Genomic DNA, 15,513 nt, shown 5'->3' on the forward strand with positions numbered 1-15,513 from the left:
GACACCGCCCTTTCACGGCGGTAACACGGGTTCGAATCCCGTACGGGTCATACAAAAAAGAGTCAGCATTATGCTGGCTCTTTTTTATTTTGTTGATCCTTTTTATCATTTTACTTTCCAGAAATAAATAAAGGAATTTTGGAAAAGCTATGGTATGTATAAAAAGGAGGAAATAAATAATGACACGAGTTAGAGACTTAATGAGTACCCATATTGTACATTGTACACCGCTAGACAATGTATATGAGGCAGCTGTAAAAATGAAGGAAGAATCGGTTGGGTTAATTCCTGTTGTTGAAAATGAGCAGGTTGTTGGGCTTGTTACTGATCGAGATTTAGTTGTGCGAGGGATTGCTGAAAAACATCCTGGATCTAATAAAATTACAAATGTAATGACAACAAATATTATCTCAGTTTCTCCAAATGATTCTATTGAAAAAGCTACAGAGCTAATGGCACAGTATCAAATTAGACGGTTACCAGTAGTTGATAGTGGTCAGCTTATTGGCATGTTAGCACTAGGAGATTTAGCTATAAGGGAATCGGCAGATGATCAAGCTGGATTTGCCTTGAGCGAAATCTCAGAGCGTACAGAGTAAATTGAAACTTTAATTAACCGAGATTTTAATGGTCACTCATAAAGAGCTAAATTATATATAAAGTTCAGATGCATTATTCTAGTATATATGGATTAAACTAATATGTTAGCGTGATGTATCTGAGACATTATATAATAAGGATATGGTTAATAATTTCCACAGTTTATTTAAATTTGTTATTCTTCATTTTTAATAAGAGAAAAGATGATATACTGATAGATATAAGTATTATGAGAGATTTTGAATATAACAATATTAATTTTTAGTGGTACGATAATAAATTAATATTTCCTACATAGATGAAAAGGGAAGGGGAATTATATGAAGGCTGTACAGGGCGATCCAAATTGGAATTTGGTTACAGATACATATATAGAACCAAATAATTTTGCTGAATTATTTTCTTTGCTTGTACCTTGTCACCCAAAAGGCGAGGGGAAAGAACGAACTATATTAGTATGGAAAGAGAAAGAATTTTATAAAGAAGAAAATTTAGCGGCATTTATCGTATATGGCATGAATAAAGTAAAGAATTTACCGCAGTTTCATAAAGATGAAATTCCAACTTTAGTGCGTATTCTTCGCTTATGCCAAGAGATTGGTTGGTATGAAGAGGCAAATGCTTTTATGATAGCACAAGGATTAGCTGAGTTTGTTCATACTTCATTGGAATATGAAACATGGGATCTTTTGACGCAATCAGTTGCTTTAAACTATTTAATTATTAAATATCGTATAGGTGAATTGACAGATAGGGATATTGAAATTTGGGATAGAGTTAAATTTAATGAGAAATGTATAACCGATTGTAAACATTTATTATCTCATAAAGAAGTATTGGAATTTACATTCTTTTATATGTGCAAGAGAGCGAAATCATTATCAAAAGAGCAATTAAATAGTGATATGATGAGTTTAGCAATGTATTGTAATACTTTCGTATATGATTTATATACACATGATTTATTACGGAAATATCGTAAGTGTACAGATTTCCTATCATATTATGGACCTAGTCAGGCAGTTTTAGCATGTCAAAGAGCTGTATTATCTCAAATTTCCGATCGCTTAGACCCATTAAAGACAACACATGTAGATGATTATTTATATGTAATGAAAGAAATGATGGAGCATATGACGATAGGAGTAATGGATCGATACGGTCATTTTATTGGAAAGCTACTATCTTATGTGCCATTTTTCGAGATGATACAAGTTCCACAGCATGCATATTATTGTGAAGAATTACTGTATATTTGTAAGGGCATTGAATATAAAGAAGAAACACTACGCAATTATATATTTATACAATTACATGATTGTTTACCATCATTCTTTAGGCTATTTCTTAAAAATAAGCGTTACGCAACGATTCATGATATTCTTTTCTATTGGTGCGATGACGAACAACGAATGAGCTTAGAGAAAAAATATAATCTGAGCTTTATTTATGAAAAATATGCTTGTGGATAAACAATATTTTCGATATGAAAAATTAATATAAATTAAAAAGGATCTCCAGTTTATGTGAGATCCTTTTTTGTTAGTAAAACAAGGAGAAAGTGATTAAAACAAGAAACAACATTCCATATAGGAGAAGTTGTGCAGTATAACTTCCTTGTATACCAAAAAAAGTATTGGCTTTCTTATACAAATGCAATATGTATTTTATTGGAGCATCTTTGAAAGATTGGTACACAGTGTCTCCTCTTTCTAAGCTTCTTGTTCTTGTTTTTGTTTTTGGTTATAAGGGACATTAATATATCTAGCTACAAATAATAAAACAGCCATAAAGAATACTGGAAATACAGTAGATAAATAAAAGCCATTACTAATTATATTTGTTATGAGAGCACTCAAAAGAAATATAGCGTTATAAATATGGGCAATTTTTTGTTTTAGTTGCACTTGAAATGATTCCATCATAATTTCTAATGCAACAAAAGCAATAATAATAGATAAAAATACAATGTTTGTATTGTAAATGATTAAACAACAGATTAAACCTAAAAAGGCTGCGTATTCAATTATAAGAGGTATATTGCGTGGCATACAATTTACCTAACTAAATATGGCAGTGGATTTACTGCATTTGTTTTTTCAAAATTCCATTCTCCATTATGTAATTCAAAATGAAGATGTTGCCCGTATGAATGACCTGTGTTGCCCATATGACCTACTAATTGTCCAGCTTGTACTTGATCACCAGTTTGTACAGTGCGATCCTTCATATGAGCATAAACAGTTGTATATAATTTCCCATTGATTTGATGCGCAATGAACACAACATTGCCATAGCTAGCTGAATAATAAGATTTCACAACTTTACCTGCAGCAGCAGCTTGGATAGAGACGTTCCCTGGAGCAGCAATATCTATACCATAATGCATTTGTTCCCAGCGTATATCAAAGGTTGAGCTAATTCTTCCTTGAGCAGGGAATTTGAAAGCAGCTGGAATAGATGAAGGCTGATCTGTTTTAGTCTGTGGTTGATTTTGTACTACATAGTGTTTTGCTACATATCCATATCCTGTGCCAAAACGAATTTTATACCAAGTTCCTACAGTTTCTACTACTTGTACTTGTGTACCGTTTTGTAATGAACCGAGTAGAGCGCTACTTGTACTAGTGTTGCTACGTACATTCAGATTAGGTGTTGCGACAGTATATTTTGTATTATTTTGAACGGTGATTCCTTTTACTAAGGGTTGTGAACCATTAGAGATGAATGCTTTTTGTACGTAACCCGTTTGGCCATTATGTGATATTTTATACCATTCGCCTTGATCTTCTTGAACGGTAATAAACTTGCCATTTGGTAATACATCTAAAATGGAAGATTCTAGATTAGGTTCAGAGCGAACGTTTAATGCATTAGCATTGACGATGTATTGATCATTAGATTGAAGTTTGTTTTTTAGTAAAATAGCATCTTTTTGTACATAACCTACTTTATTATGAACAGATACTTTATACCAACCATTAGTTGTTTCAAGGATGTTCACTTTTGTATTAAAGCGAATTGTATCAATTGATGTGCTCTTTACGTTATCTTCTGTATGTAATGCTACTTGATCGACTTTGACATACCCAGTTTTAACATTAGATAATTGTTCAGCGTTTGCTTTTTGTACATTTGTTTCACCCATAGAAGGAAGTAAAGAAGCAATCGCTACAGTAGTTGCTGTTAAAGCAGTAGCTTTCATATTCATGGAATAGAGACCTCCTCTAGTTGTATAGTTGTAATTTTATTATAGTATAAAGATATAATATAGTGGGTGTATTCACATAAATGTAATATGAAATCAATATAAAAATAAATTTTTTGAGGATAATGATTCCTTTTTAAACAATTAATTGGAGTTTTATTTTCTAAAATAGAATGTATATATTGTATAACTTTAATTTTTTGTTGATAATTAAGAAAATTAAAATAGTTGATGATGTCTTATTAGGGTGTTATACTGACAGTGATAATTTTATAGTTTGCTAGGAGAGCTGGTGTTGCCAGCTGAGAGTAGGCCGTAAGCCTTTGATCCTTTTTATTACCTGATCTAGATTATGCTAGCGTAGGGAAGCAATTCGGACACTAACAATGAGTCCCCGTTTCTTTGCGTATAGAAACGGGGCTTTTTTATTTGAAAATTTCATATTGAAACCACTAGGGGTGCTTGATTTGCTGAGAGAGGAATAATCCTTAACCCTTATAACACCTGATCTAGGTAATACTAGCGAAGGGAAGTGGAACATCGAATAAATGTATAATTTTATTTGCTGTAACCACTTCTTATATATAGAAGTGGTTTTTTATTTAGATACATATATTGAAAGGGGATAGAGAAATGAAATTTTGCGATAGATTATTAGAAACTGTGCAACCGGTTTGGGAGATGAGTCATAATCATCCGTTTGTAGTGGGTATGGGAGATGGCACGTTAGAAAAAGATAAATTTCAGTATTATATTATTCAAGATTATTTATATCTGCTAGATTATGCAAAATTATATGCGATTGGTGTTGTAAAAGCAACGAATCCACAAGTAATGGGAAAGTTCGCTGAACAAATTGATGGAATATTAAATGGCGAAATGACAATCCATAAACAATATGCAAAAAGACTTGGAATTTCTATAGAGGAGATAGAGTCTGCAAAACCATCTGCTAAAAATTTAGCTTATACAAATTACATGATGTCTGTATCTCAAAATGGCACACTTGCAGAATTAATAGCAGCGCTTCTTCCATGTATGTGGAGCTACTGGGAAATTGGAAAGCGTTTAAATGATATTCCTGGAGCAAGAGATCATGAGTTTTTTGGTGAGTGGATTCAAGGATATAGTTCGGAAGAATACGGTAATCTTTGTATTTGGTTAATAGATTTATTAAATGAAATGGCAGTTGGAAAGTCTGAGAAAGAACTAGATAGATTAGAGGAGATTTTCTTATATTCCAGTCGATTTGAATATTTATTCTGGGATATGTCCTATCGTAAGGAGATGTGGGGATTTGAGGAGCAAGAACATACTACAGTTTCATAATGTTTCTTTTCATTACGATGAGAAACCAATCATCCATGAATTAAATGCTTCTATACATGAGAAAGAGTTTGTCAGTATTATCGGACCGAGTGGATGTGGGAAAAGTACTTTATTTCGCCTTATTACAGGCCTAGAGAAGGTAAGTACTGGAAAGATAGAACTGACAGAAACAAAGCACCATCCTGTAGGATATATGCCGCAAAAAGATATGCTTTTGCCGTGGAGAACAATTATTGAGAATGCTGCTCTGCCGCTAGAGTGCCAAGGTGTACAGAAGAAAGAAGCACAAGTAAAGGCAAAGGAACTGTTATATAAATTTGGTTTACAAGGATATGAGACAAAACATCCGAAAGATTTATCTGGTGGTATGAGGCAACGCGTATCTTTTATCCGAACTTTGTTAACGGGCGGGGAGATATTGTTATTAGATGAACCGTTTAGCGCGTTAGATGCTTTAACGAAGGCCTCTTTGCAAGAATGGCTGTTTGAACAATGGCAAGAGTGGGAAAAAACAATTTTATTCATTACTCATGATGTTGAAGAAGCGTTATTTCTTTCGAACCGAGTTTTAGTAGTGGAACAGCAGCCGATAACGACTTTGACTGAGCGGATTGTACCACTTGATCATAACAGAACACGAAAAGATTTATATAAACCGGAAGTATTAGCGCTGAAAGATGAGCTTCTTAGTATGTTACAAAGGCAGGTACTTGTGTGATGAACCGATTGAAAGAATTAGTTCCTGCTATTACACTTTCTAGTATTTTACTAGCTGTGTGGGAAATAGGAGCAAGAATTGTAGATGAGATGTACATTTTACCGTCACCGTCTGCGATTGTAATGAAGATATGGAAACTAAAAGACATATTATTTACGGTTCATTTACCTGCAACGTTATACGTCGTTTTAATAGGTGTTGTTATTTCTATCGTATTAGGTGTAGGGCTAGCGATGTTAATGAATGCGAGTACATGGATGGAAAGAGCATTTTATCCATTATTAGTTGCTTCACAAACGATTCCGATTACTGCGCTTGCTCCGCTATTTGTTTTATGGTTTGGATACACAATTTGGAGTAAGGTTGTTGTCACAGTTTTAATTACGTTTTTCCCGATTGCGGTCAATACGTATGATGGACTGCGTAGTACAAAAAAAGAATGGGAGGAGCTCTTAGTTACATATGGAGCAACGAAAAGAGATATTTTTCTTAAATTAAAGTTGCCGTCTGCTCTTCCTTATTTTTTCTCAGCTTTAAAAATTGCAGTTCCGCTTAGTGTTATCGGAGCAGCAATTGGAGAATGGCTCGGTGCACAAGCTGGACTTGGATATTTCAGTAAGAGAATGATGACGCAGTTAGATGGAGCTGGCGTATTTGCACCCATTGTATTGTTATCATTATTAGCTATTTTCTTCGTCGTACTTATTTCCATATTAGAAAAGAAATTCATTAGTTGGAGGAAGCATTCATGAAATTTTTAAAGCGCATCTTTGTGTTTACATTATTAATTGCAATGATTACAGGATGTTCAAGTAATTCAGCATCAGAAAAAAGTAAAAAAGAGAAAGAAATAACAGTCATGTTAGATTGGTATCCAAATGCGGTACATAGCTTTATTTATGCAGCAATTGAAAAAGGATACTTTAAAGAAGAAGGTGTAAAGGTAAATATTAAATTCCCTTCTAATCCGACTGATCCATTAACATTGGCAGCAGCAGGGAAGGTGACAGTTGGCTTGTATTATCAGCCAGATGTTGTTATGGCAAGAGCAAATGAGCAAATTCCAGTGAAATCAATTGGGGCTGTCGTACGTTCACCATTAAATCATGTCGTATCGCTGAAATCAGCGGGTATTCAATCACCGAAAGATTTAGAAGGAAAAACAGTAGGATATTCTGGAACACCTTTAAGTGAGATGTATTTAAAAACGATGGTAAAAGAAGCTGGTGGTAATCCTGATACAGTGAAAGTAGTTGATGTTGGATTTGATTTAGTACCAGCCTTAATTACGAAAAAAGTGGATGCGGTAACAGGGGCATACATTAATCATGAAGTACCGGTTATGCGTCATGAAGGCCATGAACCAGCTTACTTTAATCCAGCTGATTACGGAGTACCGAACTATCATGAACTTGTGTTTGTAACAGGTGATAAAACGTTGAAAAAAGATAAAGAAGCGTTGCAAGCTTTCTTACGTGGTACGAAAAAAGGCTATGATTTCATGAAGAAAAACCCAGATGAAGCATTGAATATTTTATTAAATCATCAAGAAAAAGAAAACTTCCCACTTGTGCCAGAAGTTGAAAAGGAAAGTATGAAAATTTTATTAGAGAAGATGGAAACAAAAGATGAGCCATTTTTATCAGATTCAAAAGAATCTTGGGAGAAACAAAATAAATGGCTGAAGGACAAAGGAATGACGAAAGAAACCGTTCCAGCCGATGAACTATTCGAAAATATTTTAAAGTAGGCGAATGAATATGAAAAATGAGCTCCACGTAATCTCAAATGGCCATATGCCATTCGAAGAGTTAGTGAATGTAGCGGTGCAAATTGAGAGTGAGATTGATTATTTGCATATTCGTGAGCGTGAGAAGAGTACGAAGGAGTTATATGAAGGTGTGGAAAGTCTTTTAATGGAAGGCTTTCCGGCTTCTAAAATTGTCATAAATGATCGAATTGATATTGCCATTTTATTAAATATTCCTCGTGTTCAACTAGGGTATCGAAGCACAGATGTAAAGTCAGTGAAAGAAAAGTTTTCGTATTTGCATGTCGGTTATTCTGTGCATTCGCTAGATGAAGCGATAGTAGCATTTAAAAATGGAGCGGATTCACTCGTTTATGGTCATGTATTTCCGACAGATTGTAAAAAAGGTGTGCCAGCGAGAGGGCTTGAAGAAATTTCTGACATTGCAAGGTGTTTATCTATACCGATTACAGCAATTGGAGGAATTACTCCAGAAAACGCAGTGGATGTCCTTACTAACGGTGTAAGCGGTATAGCAGTTATGTCCGGAATTGTAAGTAGTAGTGACCCGTATAGCAAAGCGAAATCTTATAAGGAATCAATAAGAAAGTGGGCGGAAAAACATGTGTGAGAAGTATGATGTAGCGATTATTGGTGGTGGTGTAATTGGTAGTTCAGTTGCACATTTTCTAGCAGAAAGAGGACATAAAGTAGCGATTGTAGAGAAGCAAAGAATTGCATCGGAAGCTTCAAAAGCAGCTGCTGGTCTACTTGGTGTTCAGGCAGAATGGGATGCGTATGATCCGCTATTTGAACTTGCTAGAGAAAGCCGAGCTATATTTCCACAACTTGCAGCAGTTTTACGTGAAAAGACGGGTATTGATATTGGATATGAAGAAAAAGGAATTTATCGTATTGCTCAAAATGAAGATGAGAAGGAAAGAATTCTTCACATTATGGATTGGCAGCAAAAAACAGGTGAAGATTCCTATTTTCTAACGGGAGACCATGTGCGGGAAAAAGAGCCGTATCTATCCGAATCTATTATAGGAGCAGTATATTATCCGAAAGACGGTCATGTTATTGCACCAGAGCTTACGAAAGCATTCGCACATTCTGCGGCAATGTCAGGTGCTGATATATATGAACAGACAGAAGTGTTTGATATTCGTATTGAAAATAATAAAGTGACTGGAGTTATTACAAGTGAAGGTATTGTCACATGTGAGAAAGTCGTTATTGCAGGAGGTTCATGGAGCACGAAGTTACTCAGTTATTTTCACCGCGATTGGGGTACATATCCAGTTAAAGGAGAAGTGGTTGCGGTAAAAAGTAGAAAACAACTTTTAAAAGCACCTATTTTTCAAGAAAGATTTTACATTGCTCCAAAGCGCGGTGGACGTTACGTAATTGGGGCAACAATGAAGCCCCATACGTTCAATAAAACTGTGCAGCCAGAAAGTATAACTTCTATATTGGAGCGTGCTTATACAATATTGCCAGCTTTAAAAGAAGCAGAATGGGAAAGCACGTGGGCAGGATTAAGACCACAATCGAATCATGAAGCTCCTTATATGGGAGAGCATGAAGAAATAAAAGGTTTATATGCTTGCACGGGCCATTATCGGAACGGTATTTTATTAAGTCCTATTTCTGGCCAATATATGGCTGATTTAATAGAAGGAAAGCAAGAGAATCATTTGCTAGATTCATTGCTTTCTAGAAGAGTTTAGAAAGGGGATGGAAGTTTGAGATTAAAAATTAATGGTAACCAAATTGAAGTGCCAGCGAGTGTAAAAACAGTAGCTGAGCTACTTACACATTTAGAGCTAGATAACAGAATTGTTGTAGTAGAGCGTAATAAAGATATTTTACAAAAAGATGATCATACAGATACATCTGTTTTTGATGGAGATCAAATTGAGATTGTAACTTTCGTAGGAGGCGGTTGATTATGTTGAACATTGGACCATTTTCATTTCATTCTAGACTTTTATTAGGTACAGGTAAATTCCCTGATTTTGACGTACAGCAAAAGGCAATTGACGTTTCTGAAGCTGAAATTTTAACGTTTGCAGTACGTCGTATGGATATCTTTGATGCAAAGCAACCTAATTTATTAGAGAAACTTGATGTGAAAAAATATACGTTATTACCAAATACAGCAGGGGCAAAAAATGCTGAAGAGGCTGTTCGCATTGCAAAATTAGCAAAAGCGTCTGGGCTTTGTGACATGATAAAGGTAGAAGTTATTGGTGATGATAGAACGTTATTACCGGATCCGGTAGAAACGTTAAAGGCATCTGAAATGTTACTGGAAGAAGGATTTATCGTACTTCCGTACACATCTGATGATGTTGTATTAGCACGTAAATTACAAGAGCTTGGCGTGCATGCGATTATGCCAGGAGCATCTCCAATCGGATCAGGACTTGGTATTGTAAATCCATTAAATTTGGGCTTCATTATTGAACAAGCGACAGTACCAGTTATCGTTGATGCTGGTATTGGTAGCCCAGCTGATGCGGCATTTGCAATGGAATTAGGAGCAGATGGCGTGTTATTAAATACAGCTGTATCAGGAGCAAAAGATCCTATTAAAATGGCACAGGCAATGAAACTAAGTATTGAAGCAGGACGTTTAGGATTTGAAGCAGGTCGTATTGCACGTAAGCGCTGTGCAACTGCAAGTAGTCCTTTAGAAGGAATGAGCGTAGTTGAATAATCGATATTCTCGCCAAGAACTATTTTCTCCAATTGGAGCAGAAGGGCAGCAAAAGATAAGAGAAAAGCATGTACTTATTATCGGTGCAGGTGCATTAGGTAGTGCAAATGCAGAGATGTTTGTAAGAGCAGGTGTTGGCAAGATAACAATTGTTGACCGTGATTATGTAGATTGGAGTAATTTACAAAGACAACAATTGTATGCAGAGAGCGACGTAAAGAATAATCTTCCGAAAGCTATAGCGGCTAAAAAACGTTTAGAAGAGATTAATAGCGATGTAACAATAGAAGCTCTCGTTCAAGACGTAACAGCTGAAGAGCTAGAAGAACTTGTTACAAACGTTGATGTAATGATTGATGCGACTGATAATTTTGAAACACGCTTTATTGTGAATGATATAGCACAAAAATATTCTATTCCATGGATTTACGGTGCATGTGTAGGTAGTTACGGTCTTTCTTATACAATCATTCCTAGTAAAACACCATGTTTATCATGTTTATTGCAGTCGATTCCGCTTGGCGGGGCAACATGTGATACAGCGGGTATTATATCACCTGCTGTATCTCTTGTCGTTTCTCATCAAGTAACAGAAGCTCTTAAACTGTTAGTAGAAGATTACGAATCACTTCGAGATGGGCTTGTATCGTTTGATATGTGGAAGAATGAGTATTCATGTATGAATGTGCAAAAGCTTCGCCAGCATAATTGTTCTTCATGCGGAGAGAATGCATTATATCCGTATTTAAATAAAGAGAACACATCAAAAACAGCAGTTTTATGCGGGCGAAATACAGTTCAAATTAGACCACCTCATAAAGAGGAAATGAATTTTGAACAATATAAAGAGTTGCTGGAAGGTCGCGTGAATGATTTAAATGTAAATCCATATTTACTATCATTTTCTGTTGAAGACAAGAGGTTAGTCGCCTTTAAAGATGGCCGTGTGCTCGTACATGGAACGAAAGATATAAGCGAAGCAAAAACGATTTATCATCGCTATTTTGGATAGAAAAGGATGAGTGGGATGAAAGTGAATAAAGTTTTAACAATTGCAGGGTCTGATAGCGGCGGCGGTGCTGGAATTCAGGCAGATTTAAAAACATTCCAAGAGCTTGGAGTATACGGAATGACGGCTATTACGGCAATTACTGCTCAAAACACGCTTGGCGTTCAAGGGGTATATCCTGTTCCGTTAGAAGGTATTACAGAACAGCTGAATTCAATTGGTACGGATTTAACACCAGATGCAGTGAAACTAGGAATGTTATTTAGTAGTGAAATAATTCAAATTGTTGCAGAACAAATTAAAAAATTTGGCTGGAATAATATTGTGCTAGATCCCGTTATGATCGCAAAAGGCGGTGCATCATTATTACAGCAAGAAGCAGTTCATGCATTAAAAGAATATTTATTACCAGTAGCAACCGTTATAACACCGAATGTTCCAGAAGCAGAAGTGTTAACTGGGATGGAGATTCATAATGTTGAAGATAGTAAGGAAGCTGCAAAAGTATTGCACGAATTAGGTGCTAAATATGTGCTTATGAAGGGCGGACATGCAGAATATCAAGGTAATGAAGTAATTGATTTCCTCTTTGATGGAGAAGAATTTATTGAGTTTAGAAGCGAGCGAATTCCTTCAAAGCAAACGCACGGAAGTGGGTGCACATTTGCTTCAGCGGTTACAGCAGGACTTGCGAAAGGATACTCAATTGAAGATGCTGTTCAAGAAGCAAAACGATTTATTAGTATAGCAATTGAAGAGCCATTGAATATTGGTAGTGGTCATGGACCGACGAATCATTTTGCGTATAAAGTGAATAGAACGCGTGTATAGATAAGTGAAAAGCCAGTTTTATAACTGGCTTTTTTTCTGTTTACTTTTTCAAAATACAGGAGTAATATATCAGCCAGAATATATTTTTTTGTAAACGCTGAGTCCAATTATATGGAGCGGAGGAACCAATTTGTGCAGTGTCACTAGGGGTGAATCTTTCAAATTTGAAAGTAGGGCTACTCTCAAAGCCCGAATCCGACAGCTAACTTCGTAAGCGTCTTGAGAGAGGACGGTGCCATGATGGATACATCACTTCATCGATCTGATTAGTATAGGGGAATATCAATCTATGTTTGATTTCTTTTATACTAAGGAGGATGAGGTACATGGAACTAACACTTATTTGTGTTGGAGAAGAAAGTAAGGTAAATAGTTTAAGAGATCTAGTTGCATTTCAACATGAGTTAGTTATTTTTACAGCAAATGAAGAGGTAGCGGCTGAAGTTAGGAATTGTGGGTTTGATTGGACTTATAGTTGTAGTAAGGAGCAGGATTTTACTAGTATTTGTGAGTGTATTAAGAAGGTCATTTTACTAGGGGATGAGCTTCCAATCGTTAGTTTCTTCACAGAACACATTCGTTTTTCTTTTCAAGCACCTATTACTGTTGTTACAAGGAATAAACGATATCCAGCGAGGCTCTATGAAACAATTGGAGCTAAGTTTGTCGTGTTTACAAATTGTGATAATATTTCTTTTTTATTTTTTGAATAGGGCGGGGGAAGAAATGATGAAGGTACTATTACTTGGAGATATAGCAAATCGTTGGGCAGTATCGGTAGAGCGAGTTCAAGAATTGGTCCAGATTGATCCCCTTTTTCCAGGGCCATATATTATATTACCATCAAAAGATGCTTTGTATTTAGAGATGGATATTACCGAGTATGAGCAGCTACATGCAGAATTGACACAAGTTTATATTCGTGGGAGAAATTTACGTGCATTTTTACGAGGAGAATAAAGGTTGAATAAAAAAGAGCGAATGCTGAGTGCAACAAGCTATGCACTTCATGTCATTCGCTCTTTTTATTTCATATTTAAAAGGCCATTTTTAAGAAAAGAAAAGAGAAATAAAGAAAATAGATGAAATAACAGTAATAATCTTCAATGTAAGCGTTTAAATGAATGTAAATATTATTATTTTCAGTAATTTACCCCTTTACAAGTGAAATATAGAGGAGTATATTTACTCTCATAAATCATTCATAAAATTTCCAAAAAAACCTAAAATCGCTGAGTTCCAGAAATGGAGCGGGGGAACCAATTTTGTGCATCGTCACTTGGGGTGAATCTTTCAGTTTTGAAAGTAGGGCTACTCTTTAGGCCCGAATCCGACAGCTAACCTCGTAAGCGTTTAGAGAGGAGGTTTACTTTTTGTTGTTCATTTTTTGAACACTGAGTAGAGCTCAGTGTTCTTTTTTAATATTTAAATGGTAAATTTTAACAAAAGAAGAGAGGGATAGTTATGTTAGATGTTGTAATGGTCGGGATTTTTATTTTATTAGTTGCATCGATGGCAAGTCTTGCAAGTTGGTCAGATAAAGTTGTGAAAGAAGGAAAGCAATCATGATGATTGTCTTATCGGTTATTGTCGCTGCAATTACAGTGTATTTAGTGTATGCATTATTAAATCCAGAGAAGTTTTAATTAGGGGGAATTATTCATTATGATTTGGGTTGCAGTCATTATTACAATGCTCTTGTTTATTTTAGTAGCAAAGCCAACGGGGATTTATTTAGAAAAAGCTTTTCAAGGTAGCAAAACGTTAGATAAAGTATTCGGGCCTTTTGAAAAACTTATTTTTAAAATTACGGGTGTAAAAGCATACAATCAAACGTGGAAACAGTACGCATTATCATTAGTTTTATTAAATGGATTTATGATCGTTGTCGTATACTTCATTTTCAGATTACAAGGTGTGCTGCCACTAAATCCAGCGCATATTGAAGGGATGGAGCCTACGCTCGCTTTTAATACAGCAATTAGTTTTATGGCTGATACAAACTTACAGCATTATAGCGGTGAAAATGGTTTATCTTATTTATCACAATTAATCGGAATTACATTTTTAATGTTTGCGGCACCAGCAACGACATTAGCGCTCGTTATGGCTTTTATAAGAGGACTTGCTGGAAAAGAACTTGGTAACTTTTTCGTTGATTTTACGAGAGCGTTAACGAGAGTGTTTCTTCCTATCGCATTTATTGCGGCACTAGTTTTTGTCGCACTTGGCGTACCACAAACGTTAGATGGGGCGGTTACAGCACAAACGATTGAAGGTGCAAAGCAAAGTATTTTACGCGGACCTGTTGCATCATTCGTTTCCATTAAGGAACTTGGAAATAACGGCGGTGGATTTTTCGGAGCAAACTCTACGCATCCTTTCGAAAATCCAGGACAAATGAGTAATATTTTGCAAATGATGCTTATGATGTTATTACCAACAGCACTTCCATTTACGTACGGACGAATGGTCGGAAATAAAAAACAAGGCCGCATTCTTTTCGTGTCACTATTTATGGTATTTTTACTAGGGTTTATAACGATTACGACATCTGAACTAAACGGGAACCCGGCATTAAATGGAATGGGTATCGAACATGTACAAGGAAGTACAGAAGGGAAAGAAGTACGATTTGGAACAGTATTTTCTTCACTATACGCAACAGTAACGACAGCTGCTGAAACAGGCGCTGTTAATACGATGCATGATACGTTAACACCAATTGGTGGTCTAGTTCCCCTCGTAAATATGATGTTAAATACAGTGTATGGCGGAGTTGGAGCAGGCTTTGTAAACATTATTATGTATGCAATTATCGCGGTGTTTATATCTGGGTTAATGGTTGGACGGACACCAGAGTTTTTAGGTAAAAAGATTGAAGGTAAGGAAATGAAATTAATCGCAGTCACGATTTTATTTCATCCATTGCTCATTTTAGGATTTTCGGCATTAGCTCTTTCAACAAATTTAGGAACGGATGCTATTTCTCATTCCGGTTTCCACGGTTTAACACAAGTTGTATATGAATATACATCGTCAGCTGCGAATAACGGATCTGGATTTGAAGGATTAGGAGATAATACACCGTTTTGGAATATTACGACTGGTTTAGTTATGTTTTTAGGACGCTACTTCAGTTTAATTACGATGCTAGCTGTGGCAGCTTCGTTGAAAGAAAAAACGGTAGTGCCAGAAACAGTTGGAACGTTCCGTACAGATAATAGTTTATTTGGTGGCATCTTCATCGGAACAATTGTAATTGTCGGTGCATTAACATTCTTCCCGATGTTAGTACTCGGACCAATTGCAGAATTTCTTACATTGAAGTAATGGAGGGTAA

The 15,513-nt window shown here is 35.8% G+C and carries 20 protein-coding genes and 4 riboswitches; of the genes, 18 read left to right on the plus strand and 2 right to left on the minus strand.

Annotated features, from left to right (window positions below; all coding sequences use genetic code 11):
• Nucleotides 1-179: 179 nt before the first annotated feature.
• Nucleotides 180-599, plus strand: coding sequence for a CBS domain-containing protein (locus IBT51_RS21500; protein WP_000199012.1), 420 nt, complete (start codon nt 180-182; stop codon nt 597-599).
• Between the two features lie 321 nt (nt 600-920).
• Complete coding sequence (locus tag IBT51_RS21505) at nt 921-2,072, plus strand: DUF3965 domain-containing protein (RefSeq protein ID WP_000648915.1); 1,152 nt, start codon at nt 921-923, stop codon at nt 2,070-2,072.
• Nucleotides 2,073-2,312: 240 nt separating this feature from the next.
• On the opposite strand, the gene IBT51_RS21510 is transcribed toward IBT51_RS21505, so the two are convergent.
• Nucleotides 2,313-2,651: a hypothetical protein gene (locus IBT51_RS21510; RefSeq protein ID WP_001137818.1), complete on the minus strand. Its 339-nt coding sequence runs from the start codon at nt 2,649-2,651 to the stop codon at nt 2,313-2,315.
• Between the two features lie 5 nt (nt 2,652-2,656).
• Nucleotides 2,657-3,811, minus strand: coding sequence for an SH3 domain-containing protein (locus tag IBT51_RS21515; protein WP_001056046.1), 1,155 nt, complete (start codon nt 3,809-3,811; stop codon nt 2,657-2,659).
• 269 nt (nt 3,812-4,080) lie between these two features.
• A riboswitch (TPP riboswitch) is annotated at nt 4,081-4,192 on the plus strand.
• A gap of 60 nt (nt 4,193-4,252) precedes the next feature.
• A riboswitch (TPP riboswitch) is annotated at nt 4,253-4,356 on the plus strand.
• 85 nt (nt 4,357-4,441) lie between these two features.
• On the opposite strand from IBT51_RS21515, the gene tenA reads away from it, so the two are divergent.
• The 16 genes from tenA (at nt 4,442) to kdpA (ending at nt 15,503) form a co-directional block, all read left to right on the plus strand.
• Nucleotides 4,442-5,137, plus strand: a complete 696-nt coding sequence (gene tenA / locus IBT51_RS21520) for a thiaminase II (RefSeq protein WP_000666826.1) — start codon at nt 4,442-4,444, stop codon at nt 5,135-5,137.
• Nucleotides 5,106-5,855, plus strand: a complete 750-nt coding sequence (locus IBT51_RS21525; RefSeq protein ID WP_001256790.1) for an ABC transporter ATP-binding protein — start codon at nt 5,106-5,108, stop codon at nt 5,853-5,855. Before tenA ends, IBT51_RS21525 begins: the two co-directional genes overlap by 32 nt.
• Nucleotides 5,855-6,607 (plus strand): ABC transporter permease, encoded by a 753-nt coding sequence (locus tag IBT51_RS21530; protein ID WP_001080857.1) that lies wholly within the window; start codon nt 5,855-5,857, stop codon nt 6,605-6,607. The genes IBT51_RS21525 and IBT51_RS21530 overlap by 1 nt, the downstream gene beginning before the upstream one ends.
• The gene (locus IBT51_RS21535; protein WP_000670422.1) at nt 6,604-7,605 is read left to right on the plus strand and encodes an ABC transporter substrate-binding protein; all 1,002 of its coding nucleotides are present in this window, start codon (nt 6,604-6,606) and stop codon (nt 7,603-7,605) included. The genes IBT51_RS21530 and IBT51_RS21535 overlap by 4 nt, the downstream gene beginning before the upstream one ends.
• Nucleotides 7,606-7,615: 10 nt before the next feature.
• Nucleotides 7,616-8,236, plus strand: coding sequence for a thiazole tautomerase TenI (gene tenI / locus IBT51_RS21540; RefSeq protein ID WP_088022301.1), 621 nt, complete (start codon nt 7,616-7,618; stop codon nt 8,234-8,236).
• A complete protein-coding gene (gene thiO, locus IBT51_RS21545) occupies nt 8,229-9,338 on the plus strand; it encodes a glycine oxidase ThiO (protein WP_088022299.1) in 1,110 nt (369 codons plus the stop codon). Before tenI ends, thiO begins: the two co-directional genes overlap by 8 nt.
• Nucleotides 9,339-9,353: 15 nt before the next feature.
• Entirely contained in the window at nt 9,354-9,557 is a 204-nt protein-coding gene (gene thiS / locus IBT51_RS21550) for a sulfur carrier protein ThiS (protein ID WP_088022297.1), read from the plus strand.
• A gap of 2 nt (nt 9,558-9,559) precedes the next feature.
• The gene (gene thiG, locus IBT51_RS21555) at nt 9,560-10,330 is read left to right on the plus strand and encodes a thiazole synthase (RefSeq protein WP_000931980.1); all 771 of its coding nucleotides are present in this window, start codon (nt 9,560-9,562) and stop codon (nt 10,328-10,330) included.
• On the plus strand, nt 10,323-11,342 hold the full coding sequence (gene thiF, locus IBT51_RS21560; RefSeq protein ID WP_098251182.1) for a thiazole biosynthesis adenylyltransferase ThiF: 1,020 nt from the start codon (nt 10,323-10,325) through the stop codon (nt 11,340-11,342). The genes thiG and thiF overlap by 8 nt, the downstream gene beginning before the upstream one ends.
• Nucleotides 11,343-11,357: 15 nt before the next feature.
• The gene (thiD, locus tag IBT51_RS21565) at nt 11,358-12,170 is read left to right on the plus strand and encodes a bifunctional hydroxymethylpyrimidine kinase/phosphomethylpyrimidine kinase (protein WP_200458770.1); all 813 of its coding nucleotides are present in this window, start codon (nt 11,358-11,360) and stop codon (nt 12,168-12,170) included.
• Between the two features lie 85 nt (nt 12,171-12,255).
• A riboswitch (cyclic di-AMP (ydaO/yuaA leader) is annotated at nt 12,256-12,403 on the plus strand.
• Nucleotides 12,404-12,496: 93 nt separating this feature from the next.
• A complete protein-coding gene (locus tag IBT51_RS21570) occupies nt 12,497-12,883 on the plus strand; it encodes a hypothetical protein (protein WP_000424087.1) in 387 nt (128 codons plus the stop codon).
• A gap of 13 nt (nt 12,884-12,896) precedes the next feature.
• Nucleotides 12,897-13,130: a hypothetical protein gene (locus tag IBT51_RS21575; protein ID WP_002025339.1), complete on the plus strand. Its 234-nt coding sequence runs from the start codon at nt 12,897-12,899 to the stop codon at nt 13,128-13,130.
• Nucleotides 13,131-13,133: 3 nt separating this feature from the next.
• A complete protein-coding gene (locus IBT51_RS27255) occupies nt 13,134-13,256 on the plus strand; it encodes a hypothetical protein (protein WP_254915307.1) in 123 nt (40 codons plus the stop codon).
• Nucleotides 13,257-13,390: 134 nt separating this feature from the next.
• Nucleotides 13,391-13,536, plus strand: a riboswitch (cyclic di-AMP (ydaO/yuaA leader).
• A gap of 98 nt (nt 13,537-13,634) precedes the next feature.
• Nucleotides 13,635-13,739: a SipW-dependent-type signal peptide-containing protein gene (locus IBT51_RS21580; protein ID WP_000887894.1), complete on the plus strand. Its 105-nt coding sequence runs from the start codon at nt 13,635-13,637 to the stop codon at nt 13,737-13,739.
• Nucleotides 13,739-13,816 carry a K(+)-transporting ATPase subunit F gene (gene kdpF, locus IBT51_RS21585; RefSeq protein ID WP_223153441.1) on the plus strand — a complete coding sequence of 26 codons (78 nt, stop codon included), beginning with the start codon at nt 13,739-13,741 and terminating at the stop codon, nt 13,814-13,816. Before IBT51_RS21580 ends, kdpF begins: the two co-directional genes overlap by 1 nt.
• 19 nt (nt 13,817-13,835) lie before the next feature.
• Entirely contained in the window at nt 13,836-15,503 is a 1,668-nt protein-coding gene (gene kdpA, locus IBT51_RS21590; protein WP_000638330.1) for a potassium-transporting ATPase subunit KdpA, read from the plus strand.
• Nucleotides 15,504-15,513: the final 10 nt, after the last annotated feature.

The organism is Bacillus sp. S71, from assembly GCF_016625265.1.
In the GTDB taxonomy this organism is placed as follows: Bacteria; Bacillota; Bacilli; order Bacillales; family Bacillaceae_G; genus Bacillus_A; species Bacillus_A cereus.

Coding starts and splice junctions, on each gene's coding strand:
- IBT51_RS21580 (WP_000887894.1), top strand. CDS start 13,635: ATGTTAGATGTTGTAATGGTCGGGATTTTTATTTTATTAGTTGCATCG.
- thiD (WP_200458770.1), top strand. CDS start 11,358: ATGAAAGTGAATAAAGTTTTAACAATTGCAGGGTCTGATAGCGGCGGC.
- IBT51_RS21500 (WP_000199012.1), top strand. CDS start 180: ATGACACGAGTTAGAGACTTAATGAGTACCCATATTGTACATTGTACA.
- IBT51_RS21515 (WP_001056046.1), bottom strand. CDS start 3,811: ATGAATATGAAAGCTACTGCTTTAACAGCAACTACTGTAGCGATTGCT.
- kdpF (WP_223153441.1), top strand. CDS start 13,739: ATGATTGTCTTATCGGTTATTGTCGCTGCAATTACAGTGTATTTAGTG.
- kdpA (WP_000638330.1), top strand. CDS start 13,836: ATGATTTGGGTTGCAGTCATTATTACAATGCTCTTGTTTATTTTAGTA.
- IBT51_RS21535 (WP_000670422.1), top strand. CDS start 6,604: ATGAAATTTTTAAAGCGCATCTTTGTGTTTACATTATTAATTGCAATG.
- IBT51_RS21575 (WP_002025339.1), top strand. CDS start 12,897: ATGATGAAGGTACTATTACTTGGAGATATAGCAAATCGTTGGGCAGTA.
- IBT51_RS21510 (WP_001137818.1), bottom strand. CDS start 2,651: ATGCCACGCAATATACCTCTTATAATTGAATACGCAGCCTTTTTAGGT.
- tenI (WP_088022301.1), top strand. CDS start 7,616: ATGAAAAATGAGCTCCACGTAATCTCAAATGGCCATATGCCATTCGAA.
- IBT51_RS21505 (WP_000648915.1), top strand. CDS start 921: ATGAAGGCTGTACAGGGCGATCCAAATTGGAATTTGGTTACAGATACA.
- tenA (WP_000666826.1), top strand. CDS start 4,442: ATGAAATTTTGCGATAGATTATTAGAAACTGTGCAACCGGTTTGGGAG.
- IBT51_RS21570 (WP_000424087.1), top strand. CDS start 12,497: ATGGAACTAACACTTATTTGTGTTGGAGAAGAAAGTAAGGTAAATAGT.
- thiO (WP_088022299.1), top strand. CDS start 8,229: ATGTGTGAGAAGTATGATGTAGCGATTATTGGTGGTGGTGTAATTGGT.
- IBT51_RS21530 (WP_001080857.1), top strand. CDS start 5,855: ATGAACCGATTGAAAGAATTAGTTCCTGCTATTACACTTTCTAGTATT.
- thiG (WP_000931980.1), top strand. CDS start 9,560: ATGTTGAACATTGGACCATTTTCATTTCATTCTAGACTTTTATTAGGT.